Raw genomic sequence first — 22,609 nt, 5'->3', positions numbered from 1 at the left:
TACCAATCGGAGACGAGTGAACCCTTCGTACGCGTCTTTTTGCTGATTCGGAAACAAGAATAAGCTCTCGCAAGCATCATACTAGCGCATAACAGCTGAGCTTCTCTACTAATTGATGCAAATTCGTAATTAACGCAAAAAGTTTATCTTCCTCTCAAAAGGGAATCCTATAAGCTAATAGAAGGGTGCGATTTTTATGAAAAGAAGTTTGAAAGCGCTATCAAATATGTCGCTGAGCATGCTGCTGAGCGCATGTCTGCTGCTTGGTCTTATGCTCTTGCCAAGCAGCCTTCCGTATATGCCGAAACCCGTGAAAGCCGGGATGCCCGTGGCGCATGCCGACGGAGCGGGAGAGGCCGAAATCGTGCTCGGTGATTTCGAAAGCTCGAACGAAACCTGGGATTTCTTGATCGGAAGCGGCGGATCGCTGGGGAACGGGGAGTTCACGAGAGCAGCCGGGGGCGCGCAGTCGGGCAATCAATCCGGGGAGCTTCAGCTTAATTTCGGCACGGGCTCTTGGTATCGCAACAGCTATGCAACGCTCGAGAAGTATTTGTTCAAACGGATTCTTCCCGTCGACGCGAATGCGCTCACCTTCTGGGTGAAGACGGAGGATGTCGCCAAGTTCGATCTTGTGCTGCTCGATAATTCGAATCAGAATCATCAGCAGACCATCCAGCTTGCAGCCTCCCCTGACTGGCAGCAAGTAACGGTGAATTCCTTCACAACCGGAATCAATTATACGAAGTGGGGCGGCAGCAATGACGGGGTATGGCATGGCCCGCTGAAGAAAATTACGATCAAGCTGACGGGCGTTTCGATGAAAACAAGCAATAAAATCGGAACGATTCGCTTTGACAATCTGCGCGCGCTTGTGACTCCGGCCGATCTGGAGGTATCCCAGCAGCAGGTAGGCAATGTGTTCACCGGAAGTCGAACCGCCCTGATCAATGTGCTTACCCGTGGCGATGCCGTTCATTGGAGTGCGGTGAACGCTTGGGGCGATATTGCTGCCGAGGGCGACACGGCGGTAACCGGGGGCTCGCGCCAGCTTGCGGTCACGGTGCCCGAGGACGGCTATTACAAGCTGCATCTTACGGCAACGCTGAGCGGGGCTGCCATCAAGTCGCTCGACACGACCTTCGCCGTGCTGCCTGATTTCGACGCCAGTGCGGCGGGAGATTCGCCGTTTGGCATTCAGACGCATTTCGGCATAAATTGGAACAAGGAGATGATACCGCTTCTGAATGAAGCGGGTGTAAGCAATGTGCGGGATTCCTTCTATTGGTCCGAAGTGGAGCTGAATCGAGGGCAATACACCTTCACGCCAAAGACGTCTTTGCCGATGCAGGCTCTGAAGGAGTTTGGCTTGAATCCATTCCTCGTGTTCGCCTTCAGCAACCAATATTATGACAGCGGCCAGATGCCTTACACGGAGGCGGCGCATCTTGCCTATGGCAACTACGTGAAGGCGATGCTGCAGAAATTCCCCTCGCAGCTTCATGAGGGAGAGATTTGGAACGAATTCAATCTGCCTTATTTCGGCGGATCAGGTCCCGCGGCATCGAGGTCCGATGTTTACTACGATCTTCTGAAGAAGGGGTATGAAGCAATCAAGTCTGTTGATTCGAGATTCGAGGTTGTCGGGGGCGCAACCGCTGGCGTTCCGCTCGACTGGCTCGAGGAGCTGTTCCAGCTCGGCGGCTTGGACTATATGGACAGCTTGTCTGTCCACCCGTACCGGTACCCGGACACGCCGGAAGGATTAGTGCCGCAATTGAACGATTTGAAGAACTTGATCGATACGTACAGTGGCGGCAAGGAGATTCCCGTCCGCTTCTCCGAAATCGGCTGGCCGACGCACGACAATCCGACGGGCGTGGACGAGATGACGCAGGCGGCTTATTTGATCAGAACCTACGTGCTTGGCATCTCCGCGGGCGTGGAGCAGATCTATTGGTACAATCTGATGAATTCGGGAACCGACAAGCTGTCCAACGAAGATAATTTCGGCATTATTCATAATACGGGAGATACGCTCGGGGCCTATACGCCGAAGCCCGGTTTTGTCGCTTTGTCCATGACGACCAGGGAGCTTGCAGGCGCGGAGCCTGCGGCGCAAAGCGTGCAAGACGGCGTCTACGACTACAGCTTCACGAAGAACGGGGAGCCTCTGCATGTGCTGTGGTCGCTGCAGAAGAGGAATGTCACGTTGTCGAGCGACATGCCTCTGACAGTGACGGACATGATGGGACGCTCGACCACGTATACGCCATGGAACGGCAAAATCTATCTGACCTTGACGGGGGAGCCGCTTTTCGTGCAAGGCGGCATCCATGTCATTACAAACAGCAGTCCATTCTCGCTTTCGGACGCATCCGTGCTGACCCGCGATCCCATTCGTCTAACGCTTCAGGCAGGCAGTCTGGAGGAGGAGGTTTCCGCCGTGACAAGCTTCCAGGGCGAGACGCAATCCGCGAACATTACGTCGGCGGGTTCCTACGAGTCCGTATTCGCGGCGAAAGCGCAGCCGGGAGAGTGGCAGGCGAATACGCTGTTAAGCGTGAACGGAGAGGTTGTCGGAAGCTTGACGGCCAAGGTCACGGTGCTCGACTCCGAGAACGTGTCGTCGAAGCATGTGCTGCGCGGCGGCGAGGATATGATTGCCATCACGGTTAAGAACGAGAGGGAGCTTGCGCGCACGCTGACCCATATGGATTGGGAGATTGGCTCGGCATCCGGCTCCACTGATTATGACGACAGCATCGAGGGCGGAGGAGAGATCGAGATCGACTACTCGCTTGCTGATGTTCCACAGGATACGCTGCTGCCCTATCAATTCACGCTGCAGATGGAGGATGGAGCCGTCCTGACGACAAGCGGAACAGTGAAGCATGTGCCGGCTGCGACAAGAGTGCAGCTGCCCTATCGTACCTTGGATACGATGTCGGATACCGAAGGCCTCTCGGGCATCGATCTGGTGACGGATGTGCATTCGCGCATAACCGATCAAGGCGATGCCGACGATTTCAGCGGCAAGCTGTGGGTCGCCTACGACAATGAGCAATTCTACCTCTATGCGCGCGTGCATGACGATCTCTACTCGCAGCCGAATCAAGGCGACCGGATCTGGGCGGGCGACAGCATTCAATTCGCCGTCTCCGAGGGCATGCCGGGAGAGGAAGCCGAGTGGTATGAATACGGGATGTCGCAGACGAGTCAAGGCACGGAGCTGTACAGATGGCTCGCTCCGCAGGGACATTTGACGGGACCGGTAACGAATGGGGATGTGTCCCTCTCCATCGTCAGAGACGAGGAGAACAAGGATACGCTCTATCAACTCGCGCTGCCATGGGAGGAGCTCGGTCCGATTGTTCCGGAAGACGGATTGCTCAGTCTCTCCATTGTCGTGAACGAGAACGACACCGGTCTGCGCAGAGGCTATGTGGAATGGGGAAGCGGGGTCGGATCGAGCAAGCAGGCTTCCTTGTTCAAGCCGATGGAGCTGCAGGCACCGGACCTGGAGATGCCGCTAATCAGCATTGCCGGTGTGGAGGACGGAGGAGACTATACGGATCAGGCGATGCCAGTCGTTGAGGTAACGGATTCGGGGAGCGGTCTTAAGCGAAGCTCCGTGTCCCTGAATGACAGGGACTGGGCGGGCGATTCTTCGATTGTTGACAAGGGAGCCTATCATTTAAACGTTCAGGCAGAGGATTACGCCGGCAATGCGGCCGCCGCCGCTGCCGCATTCCGTATCTATGGAAGCACGGCTCTTCAGATCACGGAGCCGAAGCTGAAGCTTAAGCAAGGAAAAATTGCATTTCATGCAAGGCTGACGGACAGCGCGGGCGCGGGAATAGAAGGAGAGTCGATTTCCTTCTACTTCTCGAGCATGGAGCTGGGCAGTGCGATGACGGATGCGAACGGGGACGCAACCTTATTGTTTCCGATTTTGGAGGCAGACCATTTAAGCGGCTTTCAATTGCCCGTAAACTGGAAAGCGGTGTTTGAACAGAATGACGAGTCGTATTTACGGGGCAGCGAGGATACGATTATGGTGAAGATTCCCGGTTTGTGAGGCAAATACGAAGTCAGCAGAAAATGATGGATTAGAGGGATACAATATCGAAACAGCGACAATGCAGGATAAGAAATAAAGTCCTGAATTGTCGCTGTTTTATTGAACGAATGTTTTTCGTTAGTTTAACGGGCTTTCTCCTGAATCATCGAACTTGCAGAAGCTGTTGTATTCTTCGTCTCGCCATGTCCAGCTCCGAACAAGTTTAATACGACTACCCCAATAACAATCAAAGCAATTCCAACGATGCTACCTGTGTTTATCTTCTCTTTCCAAATCAACACAGAAATAAGCGCTGTTGCTACTGCCCCTACACCTGACCAAATGGCATAAGTCATGTTTAAGGGAAGAGTCTTGAGTGCGAGCGATACAAAAAAGAACGAGCAACAAAACGCGACAATCGTGAAGAGAGTTGGATACAGTTTAGTAAACCCCTGAGATGCTTTAAGCATCGATGTACCGATTAACTCTCCAGCGATAGAGATTGCCAAGAATAAATACGCCATTATTTTACCTCCTGTATACTTGCTTTTTGAACAACCTCTTTTAATTCTTCGATGACCTTTTGTCTTAATTCTGCTCTGGGAGGAGCCAGCCCGAACATATCAGCAAACCAAAGACCATCTACTGCTAATCGAACAAGCGTAGCACGAACGGGGTCTAGTTCATCATTTTCAATTTTCTCCTGAATCTCGGAGTAAGAGTACTGCAGTTGTTGCAGCATTTCGGGATTCGTAAAGTGAGCAGCTGATATCGCCGTATATAGATCATTCACGCGGCTTTCTCCGAGTAACGAGGTTTCGATATAAGATCTCGTCCACTTGCCAGTTGTATTTGGATCGTTAATTGCCCTCTTATTAAACGCTTCGACATAGTTATTGGACAACTGCTCGATTGCCCCTAGTACCAAAGCATCCTTATTGGGAAAATGGTACAGCAATCCTCCTTTACTGATGCCTGCCTTTTGGGCAACTGCCTCAAGTGTTAACTTTTCAACACCTTCTTCATTTACAATTTGCGAAACCGTTTTAAGGATGAGGTCTCTCTTCAGATCTTTTTTAGTTGGCTTCATAAATTTTATCACCCATGTTTATTGTACCGTCCAGACGGTTTTATTTCAAGGTAGTAAAGTTTTCTTTACCAAGCATAACTTCCGTTAGCTTAAAGAAATATTTCTCAAATGGCAGATCCCAAATGGATGTTGAACCAAATTTGCCCGTTTTCTGTGAAATTGTTAATCTTCCTTGGGTACGGAGCTGTGTTATAATTGATCGCAGGATCATGAGTGGGTCTAACACATACCTATAACTTCTGGGAGGTACTATGCTTAGAACAAACCTTGAAAATCGAAATAGCAGAATCATGCTTGCATGCCTTATGGCCGTCATGCTGCTATGCGTCTCGCCTTTGACCGCATTTGCGGCAACCGCTTCGAAAGCGAGCGTTGCGAGTGACGTGTCCATAACGCTGAATGGAGAGCAGCTCAATCTCGGCGAGCCTGTGCTCATTAAGAATGAACGAATGTTCCTGCCCGTTGCTCCCGTTGCCAAGATGTTTGGCGCGGCGGTAAGCTGGGATAAGGTGAATCAGGAAGCAACAATCAAAACAACTTTTGGTGATAAAATTGTGTTAGGAATCGAGGTGCCTACCGTCTACTTCAACGACGGGCGTTATATTCTGGAGGATGCGCCGTTCATTGAGAACGAGCGGACCTATGTGCCGCTTCGCCAGGTCGCGGAATTATTGCGAGCGAGCGTGAAGTGGAACAACGAGGAGCGGATCGCGGAGTTGACGACTGCGGCAGCAGCGAAAGCTGAATCCGCGGAAGCGGAAGCCGCCGTGAAGGAAAACGGAGGGGATGCGGGCATCGTGTTGGCTTCTGTCGCGGCCCAGGACGCTGGGGATCAGGCGGACGCTGCGGCAAGCGAAGAAGCTGCGCCGGCGGACGTTGAGACCGAAGCGTTCAAGCCTTCCATTCTGGAGCATCCAGCCGCTCCTTTCACGGATGCGGAAATGCAATTATTGGCCAAGATTGTACAGGTGGAAGCGGGCTATGAGCCTTATGAAGGACAGCTTGCTGTGGCGAACGTCATTCTGAATCGCGTGAAAAGCAAGAGTTTTCCTAACTCCATCCATGATGTCATCTACTCGGGCAAGCAATTCCCGCCGGCTCATAACGGCCTGCTCGACAAGAGCGTTCCGAACAAGAGCGTGCTGCGTGCGGCCAAGGACGCGTTGAACGGCAAGAACAACGTCGCGAATGCGGTATACTTCTACAATCCGAAGGTGACGGGCGGTTCGTTCTGGAACAGCCTTGACAGGATTGCCGACATCGGACATCATCGGTTTGCGGCGTAAAGCTGTCTATACCATGAACATAACCAAATATTTGCGTAGTAAAACATATCGATCGAACAAACCGATTGAAAAAGCCGTCAATGAGTTGACGGCTTTTTCACCATAATAGCATTTATAAAATGCCGGTGTGGAGTTGTTTACTTTCCTGGTCGACTCGACCAGGAGCGGACGACGGAGATTCTCCACTCCGCGCACTTCAAGCTCTGCAAGTCGATTATTCGACTTGCGGCCCCGTGTCCGCGCATTTCAAGCGCTGCAAGTCGATTATATCGACTTGCAGCCCCGTGTCCGCGCACTTCAAGCTCTGCAAGTCGATTATTCGACTTGCGGCCCCGTTTTCGCGCACTTCAAGCTCTGCAAGTCGATTATATCGACTTGCGGCCCCGTTTTCGCGCACTTCAAGCTCTGCAAGTCGATTATATCGACTTGCGGCCCCGTGTCTGCGCATTTCAAGCGCTGCAAGTCGATTATATCGACTTGCGGCCCCGTGTCCGCGCATTTCAAGCGCTACAAGTCGATTATATCGACTTGTAGCCCCCTCCCCAGTCACTTTACGCTCTCCAAGGTTCAGAAGTATATCTGAAATTGTGCGTGAAAAAAGGCCATCTTCGGATGGCCTTCCATTTTAGTTGCACTTTCTTGTATGAGGAAACGCATCTAATTTGACGATACAATAATTCGATACAACCCCTGAACAGGAATTTCTCCAGTATAATTTAAAGAATTAATCGATAAATCCACTTGTACTGGAATAACTCCAGCTTATTCGCCAAATTCCCGTTAGTTGATGCCAAATGTGAAAATAAGAGGGAGGTATTCCAGCTTATTAAGAGATGCAAGCGGAAATGAGTAAATATGCTGGAGAAATTCCATTATAAGACTGCTATTGCCCCGCCTACTTCCCCCCCCTCGGTCACCTTCACTAATTCGCTTCCTCTTTACCGACATCTCCACCAATTTTCTCTTCTGGATTCCCCCCAGCGATCCTCCCCGCCGATCCAGTCGTTTCGTCCCCCCTGCTTCATTGTTTGCTCCATCCCGTTTGCTCCCAAGCCTCTTATACAATAGAGCTACGAGACTGGAGGAGATGAAAGCATGCGTAAAAATCGAATTGGAGCTTATTTGTTCAGCTTTCCGAGTTTTTTTCTAACGATGGCGCTCGGCATATATCCCATCATCTGGGCGCTTCGATATATGTTCTACGATTATCAGGGCTTTGGCACGCCGAGATTCATCGGCCTTGACAATTTTGCCAGAGTCGCGAGGGACACCGAGTTCTGGCAGTCGGTCGTGAACACGTTCGTGTATGCGGGAGGCAAGCTGATCATCACGCTGCCATTATCGCTGATTCTGGCGGTCATTCTGAACCGCAAGCTGCGCGGCAGACATTTGTTCAGGGCGATTTTCTTTCTGCCAACTATTTTTAGCGCGTCGGTTATGTCCATTGTGTTCTATATTATCTTCAACTCTTATAACGGGATCATCAATCAATACCTGATGAAGCTGGGCCTCGTCTCCGGTCCGATTGACTGGCTGGGAGCGGCCTATGCGATGGTAACCATTATTATTATTGCGGTCTGGGGAGCTGTGGGCAATTATATGCTGCTCTTCCTCGCCGGTCTGCAGAGCATTCCGGAGGATATCTACGAAGCGGCTTCGCTGGATGGCGTAAATCCCGTGCAGCGATTATGGTACATTACGGTGCCGATGCTGGGGCCGGTGCTGCAGATGATTATCATGCTGGCGATTACGACCTCGCTCAAGGGCTACGAGAGCATCATGGTGTTGACGGAGGGCGGGCCGTTCGGCAAGACGGAGGTTATGTACCTGTATCTCTACAAGCTGTTCTTCCCGCTGACGACAACGGGCAGCTCCGTTCAGAATATCGGATACGGCAGCGCGATCGGCTTCACGACCGCAGTCATTGTCGGAATGATTACCTGGCTCTACTTCTGGATGTCGAGAAAATTGAACAACGTGTATTAAGGGGGATGAACCATGTCATTTCGTAAAATGCTAGTAAGAACGCCGGTCTGGATACTGCTGCTGGTTACGGCGGGGTTGATGCTCTTTCCAATTGTTATGGCTATGCTGGGGTCCTTAAAGTCGAATTTGGAGCTGACGACGGGAGCGACTCTGCTTCCGCTCAAGTGGCAATTTCATAATTATGTGCAAGCCTGGAACCAGGCCGATTTCTCCAGCTTCACGTTCAACAGCATGTATGTGGCCGTTTTCGTGACGATCGGCACCTTGCTCGTAGCGTCCATGGCCGCTTATGCGGTAGATCGCGCAGCGTTCAGAGGGAAAAAGCTGTTCATCTTTCTGCAGTCGTTTACACTGTTCATTTCCATTGGCGCGGTCGTGCTGCGTCCGCAATTCGATCTCATGGTATCCATCGGTTTGCAGAAATCATTATGGGGTGTCATAATCATTCTCATCAGCGCGCATGCCACCGCTTTTTTCATGGTAATCGGTTTTTTCCGCGGCATCCCGAAGGATCTCGACGAAGCGGCGCTAATCGACGGCTGTAATTTCTATTCGATCTTCTGGAGAATTATTTTGCCGCTGCTAAGACCGGCGCTTGCGGTTGTCGCGCTGTTCACCTTCCGTGGCGCGTGGAATGAATATATTCTGCCGCTGGTGTTCTCCTTGACGCGGCCGGATCTGCAGACGCTTCCGGTTGGCTTGGCGAGCCTTAGATACGGCGCCGGAGCGGCCGTGGAGAATCAATTGATGCTGGCGGGAGCCTGTATTTCCATTCTGCCCTTGCTGCTCGTCTACCTGTTCGCCAACCGTTCCTTCATGCAGGTTACAGTCGGCTCCGTCAAAGGCTGAAAAAATCCCACCTATCGAGGCGATGGACCTATGAAGCGTTTTTTTAGAACAATGTCTCTCAAAAGAAGATTATGGGTCTCCTTTGTTTTATTGACCGTTATTTGCATCTCTGTCACGGGAACTTATGTTTCCGTGTTTTTTTCTCGTGAAATGAAAACGCAAGCCTCGACGACAAGCCAGAATACGCTCAACAAAACGGCGCAGGTGTTCGACGAACGCTTGCGAAATATCGTGGTGTCCATCTCGACGCTCATGATGGGTGAGCCCTTCCAGCATATGCTGGAGGATGTTCAAAGCGGCAACAGGGATAATTACTATAATAGACTGTCCCAGTTGCAGACGCCGTTTGCCCAAATGATGCTGGCGGAGCAATCGATTGATTCCGTGCTGGTGCATACGCCTATCGGCGAGTTCTATCCGACGGAAAATCGGCGAAGCAAGGGCTCGAGCTTCGAAGACACCGTTATTCAAAATGAGATTGAGAACGCAAGCAAGGCTTGGAGCACGTTATGGGTAAGAGGGCATGAGGACGAGCTGTTCAGCAGGAGAACGCCGGTTATCTCCTTGATTATGAAGCCGCTGTTCGATATTCAGCTGCCGGGCGTGTATGTGGTTGTCAATATCCGGGAAGACCGCTTGGAGGAGCTGATTCAGGCGCATCTGCAGGAGGGCAGTCTGAAGCAGCTTGTCGTCGACCGCAATAATGAAGGTGTGTTCTCGAGCATGTCGGCCAAACTGGAGAAAGAACTGCTCTACGAGAGAATTGACGGCAGCGATCGAGGCCATTTCGAATACACCTCGAGCGGAGGAGAAGTCTATCTTGTCAATTATTCCGCTCTGGAGATGAATCCGAATTGGGTGCTCGTCGGCTATCAATCCAAGTCCGAGCTGCTTGCTCCCGTTAATCGCATGCGATGGACCATTCTGACGATCATGGGTGTCTGCGTCATCCTGGCGCTCATTATGTCGAGCATGCTGTCGGAGCTGCTGCTGAAGCCGTTGTTCAAGCTTCGCAATCTCATGTTCAAGGTCGAACAGAATCAGCTTGACGTGCGCTTCGAGAGCCTGTTCGAGGATGAAATCAGTCAAGTCGGTCATAAGTTCAACCGAATGCTGGAGCAGATCGGCGAATTGATCGAAGAAGTGAAATCCTCCGAGCAAGACAAGCGCAAATCGGAGATCAAAGCGCTGCAGGCGCAGATCGATCCCCATTTTCTATACAATACGCTGAATACGATTTATTGGAAAAGCATTATGGAAGAGCATCAGGATGTGAGCGAGATGATCGTGTCGCTCTCGCTGCTGTTCCGCCGAGGCCTTAACGGAGGCCAGGAGATTACGACGCTGGGCCAGGAGCTGGAGCATGCGGAACAATATTTGAAGCTGCAGGCGATGTGCTATCCGGATTTGTTCGATTACGAGATAGAGAAGCCTGATGAGAAGCTGCTGGGGATTCCCGTGCTCAAAATATTGCTTCAGCCGCTTGCGGAAAACTCGATTCTGCATGGTTTTCAGGATCTGCCCCGCCGCGGATTTATTCGAATCGGCGCTTCCGCCTCTGAGGGGAAGCTCCTTCTAACGGTAACGGATAATGGCAGCGGCATGGATGCGGCGCAGATCGAGAATATGTTGGACGGACCGGAGGACGAGCGCGGCAGCTACGCGCTCTCCAATGTGCGGACCCGGCTCTTTCTGTATTACGGCTATAAAGCATCGATGCGGTTTGCCAGCGAGCCGGGAGTAGAGACGACCGTTCAACTGATCATTCCGATTCAAGAGGAGGAGAGCGAATGAGTGGCATAACGATGTGCGTGATAGATGATGTGAAAGCGGTGATCGACGGCATCGCGAAAAAAATTCCGTGGGCGGAGCATGGCATCGAAATTGCGGGCACCGCCGTTAATGGCGTCGATGGACTTCAGCTGATTAGAGAGAAAAGGCCGGATATCGTGTTGACGGATATTCGAATGCCGATGCAGAGCGGCATCGATATGGTTCGAGTGCTGAGAGAAGGCGATTTGAACGGCATCAAGGTTATCTTTTTCAGCGGCTATACCGACTTTACGTACGCGCAGGAGTCCGTTCGGCTCGGCGCCTTCGATTACCTGGTCAAGCCGTTCACGCTGAAGCAAATCGTGGACGTGGTGCTGCGGGCTAAAGCCCAGATTGAAGAGCAGCGGCTGGAGCAGCTCGACAGGCTCGCGCTCGAGAGAAAGGTGAGAGAGGGCCTTCCCTATCTGCGCCAGGAATACTTCCGCCTGCTGCTCCGTCACGACGAGCTCCCGGAGAGAGCGCATGACAAATGGGAATTCCTCGGCATCGATATGCGAATCAACGGCTTTGTCGCGATGACCGTTCATATCGACGGGCTGATGAACGAACGCTCGCCGTTGCCTGTAAGCGAGGTGGAGCTGGTCAGATTCGCGGTTCACAATGTCATTGAAGAGACGGTCAAGAAGCAGGCGAAGGGCATCGTGTTCCGCGAGCATTCCAATCATTACGTCATCGTGGCGAATACGGATGAGTCGCTTGATGTGCTTGCACTCGCCGAAGCATGCAGGCAGAACGTCAAGCAATATGCGAAGCGGGATATATCCATCGGCGTAGGCTTACCGGTAGATGGCGTGGGAGAGATCGCCATGTCCTATGAACAGGCGAAGACGGCGCTGAGCTATCAATTTTATTCCGGAAGCGGCTGTATCATTTCGTATAGCGACATCAAGCGCCAGGAGCCGATCGCGCCGCAATATTCGGCAGACAAGGAAACGGAGCTTCTCTATTGTCTGAGATCGGGTAATCGAGAAGAGACGGAGAAGCTGCTGGACAGCATCGCCGCGGAATGTCTGCGTTACCCGGCGCCGCCGAACCCCGATGTCATGACGAATCTGTTCTACGGGCTGGCGTTCTCCATGTATCGCGTCATTGCCGAGAAGGCCGACGAGAAGCAGCGTTTGTGGCTGGACGAACGGTTAAGCGCGATGAAGAAGGATCGCTATCAGTCGACCGAGGAGCTGATCGCTGCTTTGAAGCTGTTCGGGCTGACCGGCTGCGAATGGCTGCAGAATCGGCAGAAGAACGATGTGGGGAATTTGATTCATCAGGTGGTGAACGATGTCAGAGGGAGGCTTGGTTCGGAGTTGACCGTACAGGAATGCGCGGGCATCGTCCACTTGAGTCCAAGCTACTTCTCGTCCTTGTTCAAGAAGGAGATGGGCATGACGTTCATGCAATTCGTGACAGCAGAGCGAATGGAACGGGCGAAGGTGCTGCTGCTTGAAGGTTTGCAAGTGCAGGATATTACCTTCGAGCTCGGTTATCGGGACAGACCGTATTTCAGCGAGCTGTTCAAGAAGCATACGGGACTGACGCCTACAGAATTCCGCAGCAAGTACGAAACCTCGCCGAACGGGGACGAATCAAAGTGATTTTCCCCTCCCAGGATCGTATGATTGCCCTTCATGGCGCAGCAAGCCTCGGTGCTACAATGAGGTCAGCAAGGCGAGCCGGACAAGACGGACGGGTATTCGCGGGAGCTTGCTAGACACAAGGGGAGGTTAGACAAATGTCAAAATGGTTTAAAGCAAGGAGCGCGGTATCGATTTGTTGCTTGTTAATCATTGCACTGATGGTCGCGGCTTGTTCATCCAATAACGGAGGGAACGAAGAGCAATCGGAAAACAATGCGGGCACGGGCAGCAAAGAGAAGACGAAAATCTCCTATTGGACGATGGACCGTCACGATATGGATTATATGCAAGAGCAGGTGGATAAGTTTAACGCGGAGAATACGGATAATATCGAAGTGGAAATGAAGGTTATGGCGGATAATTACAATCAAGCGGTCGAGGTTGCTTTTGCCAGCAATCAGGCGCCGGATATCTTCCGCAGCTTTGACTTCCAGACGTATGTGAGCAAGGGGTACTTCACTCCGCTTGATACGCTGGTAAGCGATGATTTCCTGGCGAAGTTCGACGGTCTTCTAGTCGAAGATATCTATAAGAAAGACGGACATGTCTATACGCTTCCGAATTCGGGACAATTCTGGCGCTTGCTGTACAACGTTGATTTGTTCGAGAAGGCCGGATATACGGAGCCGCCGAAGACGCTTGACGAAATGGTCGAAATCGCCAAGAAGATTACGGAAATGGGCAAAGCGGACGGCGTCTACGGCTTTGCGAGCAATTTCAAAAGCACCTCTGGCTTCACACGTCCAGCTTACGCGTCGGGTACGCTGCAATCCGAAACGAGCCATGAAGGCTATAACTTCCAAACCGGTGAATTCGATTTCAATATGTACCGCGACATTGTAGAGGCAATGCGTCAAATGAAAGCGGACGGCAGCATGATTCCGGGAGCGGAATCGCTTGATATCGACCCGCTGCGGGCGCAATTCGCGCAAGGCAAGATCGGCATGTATGTGAATCATTCCAGCGAGCCAGCGGTCTATACATCGCAATTCCCGACAGATGTTCATTGGGCGACGGCGCTTGTGCCGACGAAGGACGGCGAACGCAACGGCGTGACCTGGGTCAATGCGGGAGGCTATGTCGGAATCAGCGCGAAATCGGATCCGGACAAGCAAGCAGCGGCGGCCAAGTTCCTTGAATTTTTGTATAATACGGATCTTCGCGCGGAATACCAGGAGAAGGGATTGGGTCTATCCGTACTGCCTTATGTCAATGAGGCGGCAGGACCGCCCGAGTTGGCCGGTATTGAAGGCTTCCTCCCTACGAAGTACGACGGCATCTATCCAGCTACTCCAATTTCTGTTACAGAGACGAAGGTAGAAGGCAAGAAAGCGGCTGATCTGTTTATTGAATATATTATGACAGGCAAGCCGGCTCTGGATTCAGTCATTGAGGACTTGAATGGCAGATATGCCAAAGCTCTGGCTGCGGCAAGATCGGAAGGTCTGACAAGCATCAAGGCTGATCCAAGCTTCAGCGCCAAGGATTTGCAAGGCTCGCTCGGCGGCGAATAGCCGATCATTCGAAGATGAGGCTGCCTGTTTGGGCAGCCTCTGTTTTGTTTCATTCTGCATAGGAATTGCGAAGGAGGGACTTCATGTATTTATTTTCTTATTTCAAAACGAATGATGAAGCCATGTACCTGGCTTTCAGCGAAGATGGCTATGCCTGGTCGAAGATGAACGAAGGCAGGGCGGCGCTGCGCAGCAAGGTTGGCACGAAGCGCTTGCGCGATCCGTTCTTGCTGCAGGACAGCGGCGGAGTGTTCCACGCGCTGTGGACGGATGGCTGGGAAAGCTCGTCGATAGGCTATGCGCGTTCCGTCGATTTGCTTCATTGGGACAACCAGAAGCTTCTGCCCGTAATGGCCTCTGTGGCAGGAACGCTCAATTGCTGGGCGCCTGAGGCGTTCCGCGACGCGGATTCCGGCACGTATCGAATTATCTGGTCGTCAACGATATCCGGTGAGGCAGGCGATACTCGCCGCAATCATCGCATTTGGTCGGCGAGTACAACGGATTTTTCCGAGCTGTCTGCTCCGGCTTTGTATTTCGATCCCGGTCACACGATCATTGATGCGACGATTGCCGAGCTGCAGGAGCAATATGTGATGCTGTTCAAGGATGAACGGGGCAGCAACGAACCCGGAACGGACAACAAAGCCATTCGTTCCCTAGTATGGGATAAGCGCCTGGGAAGCGTCCCGCCCGTTGCCGTGGAGCCGTCGGAATTGCTGACGCCCCCGCTAACGGAAGGACCTTCGCTGTATCGCACGGCATCCGAATGGATTTTGTTGTATGATGGATTCAGCGAGGGCACCTACAGAGGCATGAGCAGCGACGACCTCGTGCATTGGCGTTCGGCATCCTACAGGCTTAAGCTGCCTGACGGCTGCCGCCATGGAAGCGTCATGAAGGCGGATGCGATGGCTATCGCGTTGCCGAGATAAGGAACGGGAGGAAGACTCTTATGCTGTTAACCTATGAGAAAATTTTGAAACGGGTCGAGGAGTTGCAGCCGTACCGATATAGAGACGCCATTCGGCTACAAGCGCTGCAATTGCAAATGGATGAAGGGGAGGAGGTTGGCGCTTATCCGCCTGATGGGGGCGAATGGAGCTCTATTCATGCGGGAGAAGACTGGTCGGGCTACGATCAATACGCGTGGCTCAGGGCGAATGTGCGAATTCCTTCGGAGTGGTCGGACCGTAAAGTGCTCGGTTTATTCGATTTCGGTCAGACCGGAGGAGGCAACAACAGCGGCTTCGAATCACTGTTGTTCGTGAATGGTCAGCCGTATCAAGGCGTCGACGGCAATCATAAGGAAGTGTTCTTTGGCGGAGAGCTGGCAGGGGAGCATGTGCAGCTTGCTTTCCGTCTCTGGTCGGGTCTGGGCGGCTATGACACCAGCCGGAATGAGCTGCGTCATTCGATTAGGGACGCAAGGATTTGCTGGCTGGACGAGGCGGCCGATGATCTTTATTTTACAGCCAGAGCCGTTATTCAAACCGTCGGTTTGCTGTCCGAGCATCAGCCCGAGAAGCATCTCCTGCTGTCGCTCGTGAACAAGGCTTTTCTCGGGCTGGATTGGTCGAGCCCTGGATCTCAGGCGTTCTACGACTCGGTCGATGCGGCAAGACAGTGTCTGCGGGAAGGGCTTCAGCAAGAGCAGAAGGCCAGCGCCGTCGTCGTGCGATGCATCGGTCATACCCATATCGATGTGGCCTGGCTGTGGCGGCTAAGCCATACCCGCGAGAAGGCGGCAAGATCGTTTTCGACGGTTCTGAAGCTGATGGAGCAATATCCGGAATATATTTTCCTGCAGACTCAGCCGCAATTATACGAATACATCAAGCAGGATTATCCCGATATCTATACCAAAATAAAGTCGCGCATTGGGGAAGGCCGCTGGGAGGCGGGAGGAGCGATGTGGCTGGAGGCCGATTGCAATCTGTCCTCCGGCGAGTCTTTGGTGCGCCAAATTTTGTACGGCACACGGTTTCTGAAAGAGGAGTTCGGAGCCGACTGCACCTATCTCTGGCTGCCGGATGTGTTCGGCTACAGTTGGGCCTTGCCGCAAATTTTGCGAAAAAGCGGCATTACCATGTTCATGACGACCAAAATTAGCTGGAATCAGTATAACCGCATGCCGCATGATACGTTCAGATGGCGCGGCATTGACGGCTCCGAGGTGCTGACGCATTTCATTACGACACCCGATCCGGGCGCCGGTGAAGGCGCGTTCTACTATACCTATAACGGCGGCATTACGCCATTCTCCGTCAAAGGCATATGGGAAGCGTATCAGGACAAAAACGTGAATCGCAAGCTGCTGCTCGCGTACGGATACGGCGATGGCGGCGGGGGAGTCAATCGGGAGATGCTCGAGATGCGACGCCGGTTAGCGGATATCCCGGGCTTGCCGCAGGTGGAGACGGGCCGCGCAGATGAATATTTCGCCGAGCTTGAACAGACGGTGGAATCCTCGGAGGAATACATCCATACCTGGGACGGCGAATTGTATCTGGAGCTGCACAGGGGCACGTATACCAGTCAAGCCTATAACAAACGAATGAACCGCAAGCTGGAGCTGCTGCTTCGCGAGACGGAATGGCTGGAAGTGCTGGCTGGAGCGATGACGGGTCAGGAAGCGGAGTCAGGACAAGCTGCAGATTCAGGACAGGGGAAGGGGCCCTCTCAAAGCTTGCAAGAAGCCTGGAAAATCGTGCTTCGCAACCAGTTCCACGACATTATCCCCGGCTCCTCGATTCGGGAGGTGTACGAGGATTGCCGAGTGGAGTATGCCGAGGCGGAACGGCTGGCGAGAGAGGTGTGGCAAGCGGCCGGCGAACGATTGACGAAGGGACTGTGGCTTGAGCCTGGCGCAGAGTTAGCGAGCGGGCAGCTGCGGCCTGAGCCTGGCGCGGTGTTCGCGAAGGAGTCATGGCGTGAGGGTGGCAAGCAAGCTGCGGAGGATTTGGAGCATGGTGCTTTCACTTTATTTAATAGTTCGTCGTGGAGTCGAACTGAGCTAGTGGAGATTCCGGCTGATGATACAAGCGAAGGCGATGTGAAGGGCTTCCCGGCTTCGGAAGACACTGCTTGGATGACCGCTTGCGGCAAGACTTGCCGGTCCCAGTCTACGGAGAGCGGCTGGCTGATCGAAGTGCCGGACCTTCCGCCGATGGGCTTCTTGACGCTTGTACCTTCCATGGATGACGGGGGCAGAGAGACTGCAACTGCTGAATTTGCAAGCAGCCTGGATGGCGTAGAGACGCCGCATTATATCATTCAATGGGACAGCAGCGGCCGCTTGACCCGGATTTACGATAAGCAAGTTCAGCGCGAGGTGTTGGCCGCAGGCGAATTCGGCAACGAGCTGCAGGTGTTCGAGGATAAGCCGAAAAGTCGGCACGAGGCTTGGGATATCGATATTTTCTATACGGAGAAACAGAGACGAGTGGAGGATTGCCGCGGCATACGCGTCAAGGAGTCCGGTCCGCTGCGGATGATTGTTGAATTTGCATGGAAGTATGGCAGCTCGACCATTGTGCAGGAGATGAAGCTGTATTCGTACAGCAGACGCATCGACTTCGAGACGAAAGCGGATTGGCATGAGCAGCGTCAACTGCTCAAGGTCGCTTTCCCGGTGGCTGTACGCTCCACGGAAGCGACTTATGATATTCAATTCGGCAATGTGAAGCGTCCCACGCATTGGAATACAAGCTGGGATTATGCCCGGTTCGAGACGGTTGGGCATCAATGGGCGGATCTGTCGGAGCGAGATTATGGCGTCTCCCTGCTCAACGATTGCAAATATGGCTATGATATCAAAGGTCATGTGATGCGGCTATCGCTTATCAAATCCGCCATGGTTCCGGATCCGACGGCCGATCAGGGAGAGCATGTCTTCACCTATTCCCTGCTGCCTCACAGCGGCGATTGGTTCGAGGGCGGCACAGCGCAGGAGGCTTGGTCGCTCAATAATCCGGTATCTGTTAGCCCGGGAGCCTCTTCGCTCCAGAGCGGATCTCTTCTGCGGCTGTCGGCTTCCCATGTGATGATCGATGCAGTGAAGCGTGCCGAGGACGGCGACGGAATTATCGTTCGGGCGCATGAGTTTGCGGGCAAGCGGGGACAACTCGCCCTGGAAGTCGGTTTTCCTGTGCTGACTTGGCAAGAGACCGACCTGCTTGAACGACCGGTTGGCGAAGCCATGACTGGCGTCTTGCAAGGCGATATTTTGCCTTATGAGATCAAAACCTGGCGTATTCGGCCTCAAACGGATAAGAGATAAGAGGCAGGCTGTCGAGTTGAAATAGGGATTGGATTCGGCCAGGGTTATTAGGAATAGGGTATTGGCAGGTTGGCAGGCGTAAGAATGGGGAGCGATAGTGTTAGAAATAGGGACAAAATAACCCGGGAAGTGATTAAAGCAGGACGAGATAGAAGCAACGAAGCAACGAAGCAACGGAGCAACGAAGCAACGAAAAAACTAACTGTTTGGAAGAAGCAAGAAGTGAGTGAAGCAAGAAGTGAGAAGTGAATGATGTAAGTCGTGAAAGAAGCAAGTAGTGGAAGATGCAAAATGGATGAAGTTGGCAGCGGTTGAAGTAAGGAAGTGGAAGTAAGTAAGTTCGCGATTGAAGTAGGAAGTGAAAGCGAGTAAGTAGCGGTTGAAGTATAAAGTTAATGAAGCAAGCAGTCGATGGAATAGTATGCAGAAGGACCTCGTAGCCGTCAGTTTCGACGGTGATGAGGTCCTTCTCAACTTGAAAAGGCAAATCGGATTCGCATCGGTCCGCAAGTCGAAAAAATTGACTTAGAGCGTCGAAAGCGGGTTCGAGTTGCTCTGCAAGTCGAAAAAACCGACTTGGAGCGTCGAGCCCAGGCTCACGTTGCTCTGCAAGTCGAAAAAACCGACTTGGAGCGCCGAAACCATGCTCGCATCGGTCCGCAAGTCGAAAAAATCGACTTAGAGCGTCGAAAGCGGGTTCGAGTTGCTCTGCAAGTCGAAAAAATCGACTTAGAGCATCGAGCCCAGGCTCACGTTGCTCTGCAAGTCGAAAAAACCGACTTGGAGCGCCGAAACCATGCTCGCATCGGTCCGCAAGTCGAAAAAATCGACTTAGAGCGTCGAAAGCGGGTTCGAGTTGCTCTGCAAGTCGAAAAAATCGACTTAGAGCATCGAGCCCAGGCTCACGTTGCTCTGCAAGTCGAAAAAACCGACTTGGAGCGCCGAAACCATGCTCGCATCGGTCTGCAAGTCGAAAAAACCGACTAGGAGCGTCGAAACCAGGCTTGCGTCGGTCTACAAGTCGGAAAAGCCGACTAGGAGCGCCGAAACCAGGCTCGCCTACAGGGCTCCTACTCTTCCTGCTCCTGCTCCTTCGGCACCAGATCGAAGATCGTTCCGCTCTCCAGCGCATCGATGAAGCGATGCAACCATTTGTAATAGCGCAGCGCCTGATTCATCTTGTCGATGTGAAAGTCGGTCTGGGCGGCAAGCTGCTCGTTGCCCGGCTCCTCGTTACGCAGCGCCTCAAGCTCCGAGAGCGATTTGCGAAGCGAGCTGACGTTCATTTCGACCGATTTGCGCCATTTCACAGAGAAGAAATCCACGAAATTTTGATGCCAATCCGGCTCAGCCTCATAGAGATCCTTGCGAGAGCCCTTCTCCCACGTTTTCCCGATCATCTTCAAATCCATAAGCGTCCTCATGCCGGTGCTAATGCTGGTTTTGCTCATGCCCATCTCCTTGCCCATCTCATCCAAGGTAACGGGTCCATCATTGAAATAGATATTTCCGTACAAATGGCCGACCGACAAGGTCACGCCGTAGAGATCCATATTGTTGCCGATCGAGTCCATGACGCGTCTGCGTGATTTCTCGATTATTTTGATTTGCGCATCAGTTAAACCATCGAAGGCGGTCATCTCTTCACTCCTTAAAGAAACATGCGTCTTGGATAATCCTTTCTCCCATTGTAGAAAATAGCGATACAGAAGTAAAGGAGCCAGTAATAATGGATATGGGAGTAAAACAAAGTATTCTGTATGAAAAGAACGTAAAGTATAAACTGTACGTACGATACAAGGCTATATGAACTTTGACCATATTTGAGAATGAAGCTTACACTTGTTCTTGCGAGTAAGGCGCATAGGCCGGAGCAGCAAGCATTGAAAAGGAGAGGCATGGATGGCGATTATTGAAGTGAAGTCGTTAACGAAAGTGTTCGGCAATGATCCCAAACGAGCTTTCGCGTTATTGGAAAAAGGGTGGTCGAAAGAAAAAATCAACAAAGAAACCAAGCTGATTGTCGGAGTGAACCGTGTAAGCTTCGCGATTGAGCCTGGAGAAATCTTCGTGATCATGGGTTTGTCCGGAAGCGGAAAGTCGACTCTGGTGCGTTTGCTTAATCGGTTGATCGAGCCTACCGCCGGACAGGTGCTCATTGGCGGAGAAGATGTGGTGAAGCTGAATCCGGAGCAGCTGCGTCAGGTCAGACGCAAGAAGATCAGCATGGTGTTCCAGAAGTTCGCGTTGTTCCCGCATTGGACCATTCTGAAAAATGTGGAATATGGGCTGGAGATTCAAGGCGTTGACAAGGCAGAACGACGGCAGAAGGCTCGCGATACCTTGAAGCTTGTTGGTCTTGCAGGCCTTGAGGATCGCAAGCCCGATGAGTTGAGCGGCGGCATGCAGCAGCGAGTCGGATTGGCCCGCGGGCTTGCGAATGATCCTGATATACTGCTGATGGACGAAGCGTTCAGCGCGCTTGATCCGCTTATCCGCAAGGATATGCAGGACGAGCTGCTGGAGCTGCAATCAACGATGAAGAAGACGATCGTCTTCATTACGCATGATCTGGACGAAGCGCTGCGAATCGGCGATCGCATCGCTCTCATGAAGGACGGCTCGGTCGTGCAGATTGGCACGCCCGAGGAGATTATGACCAATCCGGCAAATGCTTATGTTGAGCGGTTTGTGGAGGATGTAGATCTATCCAAGGTTCTTACCGCTGCCAATGTCATGATTCGCGCGGAGACGATTACGATGGATCGCGGACCGCGGGTAGCTCTTCAGCTCATGAAGGAGAGAGGCATTTCGAATCTCTATGTCGTCGACAAAGCCAGAAAGCTGATTGGCGTCGTGACGGCGGAGGATTCGGCGGCAGCGATCAAATCCGGGCAGTCGCTTGAGGAAATTATCGTTCGTGATGTGCAGACGGTCGCGCCAGACGTGCTTGTCACCGATTTGTTCGAAACTATCAGCAATGCGAAAATCCCGGTAGCCGTCATCGACAATGGTCGGCTGCTTGGCATCATTATTCGCGGAGCCGTGCTTGCCGCGCTCAGCGGTAATTCGTCGGAGGAAGCGGGTGAAGCACGATGAATATCGCCAAAATTCCGATAGATGAGTGGGTCGAGAATATCGAGGGATGGCTGGAGGATCATCTATCGCCATTTTTCGACGCAATCAAGTTCGTCATCGGCCACATAGTAGACGGCATGGCAGCGGGCTTTAATTATTTGCCGCCCATTGTCATGATTCTCGTGCTGACGGCACTTGCGTTCCTGATTGGCCGTACAAAAATTGCCGCCTTTACTTTAATTGGCTTGCTCCTTATCGACAATCTCGAGTTATGGGAGCAGACGATGGATACGCTTGCTCTCGTTCTGACCTCCTCGGTCATCTCGATTGTGCTGGGTGTTCCTCTGGGCATTCTGTGCGCCTGGAATGAACGAATGCAGAAGCTGCTGACGCCGCTCCTCGATTTCATGCAGACGATGCCCGCGTTCGTGTATCTGCTGCCTGCGATCGCGTTCTTCTCTATTGGCGTTGTGCCAGGCGTGTTCGCTTCGGTTATCTTCGCGATACCGCCAACGATTCGTCTGACGAATCTGGGTATTCGCCAGGTGCCGGCCGATCTGGTCGAGGCGGCGGAGGCATTCGGCTCCACGCCGATGCAGAAGCTGTTCCAGTTGCAGCTTCCGATCGCAACGCCGACGATTATGGCGGGCGTGAACCAGACGATCATGCTGTCGCTTTCTATGGTCGTTATCGCGGCGATGATTGGAGCGGGAGGAGTCGGAGCCGTTGTGTACAAGGCGGTTACGCAAGTGAAGATTGGCGTTGGCTTTGAAGCAGGCCTGGCAGTTGTTATTCTTGCGATTATGCTGGATCGGATGACGCAGGGCCTTGTGAAGAAGAAGTAAGGGCACGAAATGAACAAGTAAGGGTAGGGAACGAAGAAGTAAGGGCAAGAAACGCAAGGAAAACGCAGAGCAAGCGTAAGCAAAGCAAGAGATAGCAGAAATGAACCGCTATGATGCGTTTTTGACAAAAAGCACTTGAAAGGGAGTTA

15 protein-coding genes are annotated in these 22,609 nt (G+C 52.5%); 11 read left to right on the top strand and 4 right to left on the bottom strand.

The annotated features are described in order from the left end of the window. Nucleotides 1-196 precede the first annotated feature (196 nt). Nucleotides 197-4,081 carry a DOMON domain-containing protein gene (locus HFP08_RS14020; protein ID WP_168121219.1) on the top strand — a complete coding sequence of 1,295 codons (3,885 nt, stop codon included), beginning with the start codon at nt 197-199 and terminating at the stop codon, nt 4,079-4,081. Between the two features lie 125 nt (nt 4,082-4,206). Here HFP08_RS14020 and HFP08_RS14015 read toward each other — a convergent pair whose 3' ends face one another. Both HFP08_RS14015 and HFP08_RS14010 read right to left on the bottom strand, forming a co-directional pair. Beyond that, on the bottom strand, nt 4,207-4,587 hold the full coding sequence (locus HFP08_RS14015; RefSeq protein WP_168121218.1) for a DMT family transporter: 381 nt from the start codon (nt 4,585-4,587) through the stop codon (nt 4,207-4,209). Then, nucleotides 4,587-5,153, bottom strand: coding sequence for a TetR/AcrR family transcriptional regulator (locus tag HFP08_RS14010; protein ID WP_168121217.1), 567 nt, complete (start codon nt 5,151-5,153; stop codon nt 4,587-4,589). Before HFP08_RS14010 ends, HFP08_RS14015 begins: the two co-directional genes overlap by 1 nt. A gap of 251 nt (nt 5,154-5,404) precedes the next feature. Here HFP08_RS14010 and HFP08_RS14005 point away from each other — a divergent pair, with 251 nt between their 5' ends. Next, nucleotides 5,405-6,439: a cell wall hydrolase gene (locus HFP08_RS14005; protein ID WP_168121216.1), complete on the top strand. Its 1,035-nt coding sequence runs from the start codon at nt 5,405-5,407 to the stop codon at nt 6,437-6,439. A 214-nt stretch (nt 6,440-6,653) separates the two neighbouring features. On the opposite strand, the gene HFP08_RS14000 is transcribed toward HFP08_RS14005, so the two are convergent. Continuing rightward, on the bottom strand, nt 6,654-6,989 hold the full coding sequence (locus tag HFP08_RS14000; RefSeq protein WP_168121215.1) for a hypothetical protein: 336 nt from the start codon (nt 6,987-6,989) through the stop codon (nt 6,654-6,656). A 545-nt stretch (nt 6,990-7,534) separates the two neighbouring features. Here HFP08_RS14000 and HFP08_RS13995 point away from each other — a divergent pair. The 7 genes from HFP08_RS13995 (at nt 7,535) to HFP08_RS13965 (ending at nt 18,537) form a co-directional block, all read left to right on the top strand. Then, nucleotides 7,535-8,425: a carbohydrate ABC transporter permease gene (locus HFP08_RS13995; protein WP_168121214.1), complete on the top strand. Its 891-nt coding sequence runs from the start codon at nt 7,535-7,537 to the stop codon at nt 8,423-8,425. 12 nt (nt 8,426-8,437) lie between these two features. Then, nucleotides 8,438-9,274, top strand: a complete 837-nt coding sequence (locus HFP08_RS13990; protein ID WP_168121213.1) for a carbohydrate ABC transporter permease — start codon at nt 8,438-8,440, stop codon at nt 9,272-9,274. 132 nt (nt 9,275-9,406) lie between these two features. Continuing rightward, nucleotides 9,407-11,068, top strand: coding sequence for a sensor histidine kinase (locus HFP08_RS13985; RefSeq protein WP_240941386.1), 1,662 nt, complete (start codon nt 9,407-9,409; stop codon nt 11,066-11,068). Beyond that, a complete protein-coding gene (locus tag HFP08_RS13980; protein ID WP_168121211.1) occupies nt 11,065-12,699 on the top strand; it encodes a helix-turn-helix domain-containing protein in 1,635 nt (544 codons plus the stop codon). The genes HFP08_RS13985 and HFP08_RS13980 overlap by 4 nt, the downstream gene beginning before the upstream one ends. 137 nt (nt 12,700-12,836) lie before the next feature. Continuing rightward, nucleotides 12,837-14,255, top strand: coding sequence for an ABC transporter substrate-binding protein (locus HFP08_RS13975; RefSeq protein WP_168121210.1), 1,419 nt, complete (start codon nt 12,837-12,839; stop codon nt 14,253-14,255). Nucleotides 14,256-14,338: 83 nt separating this feature from the next. Continuing rightward, a complete protein-coding gene (locus HFP08_RS13970; RefSeq protein WP_168121209.1) occupies nt 14,339-15,190 on the top strand; it encodes a glycoside hydrolase family 43 protein in 852 nt (283 codons plus the stop codon). A 20-nt stretch (nt 15,191-15,210) separates the two neighbouring features. Next, nucleotides 15,211-18,537: an alpha-mannosidase gene (locus HFP08_RS13965; RefSeq protein ID WP_168121208.1), complete on the top strand. Its 3,327-nt coding sequence runs from the start codon at nt 15,211-15,213 to the stop codon at nt 18,535-18,537. A gap of 1,070 nt (nt 18,538-19,607) precedes the next feature. Here the strand turns inward: HFP08_RS13965 and HFP08_RS13960 are convergent. Beyond that, entirely contained in the window at nt 19,608-20,177 is a 570-nt protein-coding gene (locus HFP08_RS13960) for a GbsR/MarR family transcriptional regulator (protein ID WP_168121207.1), read from the bottom strand. A 262-nt stretch (nt 20,178-20,439) separates the two neighbouring features. Here HFP08_RS13960 and HFP08_RS13955 point away from each other — a divergent pair, with 262 nt between their 5' ends. Then, nucleotides 20,440-21,636, top strand: a complete 1,197-nt coding sequence (locus tag HFP08_RS13955; RefSeq protein ID WP_168121206.1) for a quaternary amine ABC transporter ATP-binding protein — start codon at nt 20,440-20,442, stop codon at nt 21,634-21,636. Further along, complete coding sequence (locus HFP08_RS13950; RefSeq protein WP_168121205.1) at nt 21,633-22,460, top strand: ABC transporter permease; 828 nt, start codon at nt 21,633-21,635, stop codon at nt 22,458-22,460. Before HFP08_RS13955 ends, HFP08_RS13950 begins: the two co-directional genes overlap by 4 nt. Nucleotides 22,461-22,609: the final 149 nt, after the last annotated feature.

The sequence above is a fragment of the Paenibacillus sp. HB172176 genome (assembly GCF_011947265.1).
GTDB lineage: Bacteria > Bacillota > Bacilli > Paenibacillales > Paenibacillaceae > Pristimantibacillus.
Note: the sequence above shows the minus strand (reverse complement) of the source record. Positions and strands in the feature narration are given on the sequence as shown.

What these genes read in the sequence shown, in the direction of transcription:
- HFP08_RS14020 (WP_168121219.1), top strand. Translation starts at nt 197, where the DNA reads ATGAAAAGAAGTTTGAAAGCGCTATCAAATATGTCGCTGAGCATGCTG.
- HFP08_RS14015 (WP_168121218.1), bottom strand. Translation starts at nt 4,587, where the DNA reads ATGGCGTATTTATTCTTGGCAATCTCTATCGCTGGAGAGTTAATCGGT.
- HFP08_RS14010 (WP_168121217.1), bottom strand. Translation starts at nt 5,153, where the DNA reads ATGAAGCCAACTAAAAAAGATCTGAAGAGAGACCTCATCCTTAAAACG.
- HFP08_RS14005 (WP_168121216.1), top strand. Translation starts at nt 5,405, where the DNA reads ATGCTTAGAACAAACCTTGAAAATCGAAATAGCAGAATCATGCTTGCA.
- HFP08_RS13995 (WP_168121214.1), top strand. Translation starts at nt 7,535, where the DNA reads ATGCGTAAAAATCGAATTGGAGCTTATTTGTTCAGCTTTCCGAGTTTT.
- HFP08_RS13990 (WP_168121213.1), top strand. Translation starts at nt 8,438, where the DNA reads ATGTCATTTCGTAAAATGCTAGTAAGAACGCCGGTCTGGATACTGCTG.
- HFP08_RS13980 (WP_168121211.1), top strand. Translation starts at nt 11,065, where the DNA reads ATGAGTGGCATAACGATGTGCGTGATAGATGATGTGAAAGCGGTGATC.
- HFP08_RS13975 (WP_168121210.1), top strand. Translation starts at nt 12,837, where the DNA reads ATGTCAAAATGGTTTAAAGCAAGGAGCGCGGTATCGATTTGTTGCTTG.
- HFP08_RS13970 (WP_168121209.1), top strand. Translation starts at nt 14,339, where the DNA reads ATGTATTTATTTTCTTATTTCAAAACGAATGATGAAGCCATGTACCTG.
- HFP08_RS13965 (WP_168121208.1), top strand. Translation starts at nt 15,211, where the DNA reads ATGCTGTTAACCTATGAGAAAATTTTGAAACGGGTCGAGGAGTTGCAG.
- HFP08_RS13960 (WP_168121207.1), bottom strand. Translation starts at nt 20,177, where the DNA reads ATGACCGCCTTCGATGGTTTAACTGATGCGCAAATCAAAATAATCGAG.
- HFP08_RS13955 (WP_168121206.1), top strand. Translation starts at nt 20,440, where the DNA reads ATGGCGATTATTGAAGTGAAGTCGTTAACGAAAGTGTTCGGCAATGAT.
- HFP08_RS13950 (WP_168121205.1), top strand. Translation starts at nt 21,633, where the DNA reads ATGAATATCGCCAAAATTCCGATAGATGAGTGGGTCGAGAATATCGAG.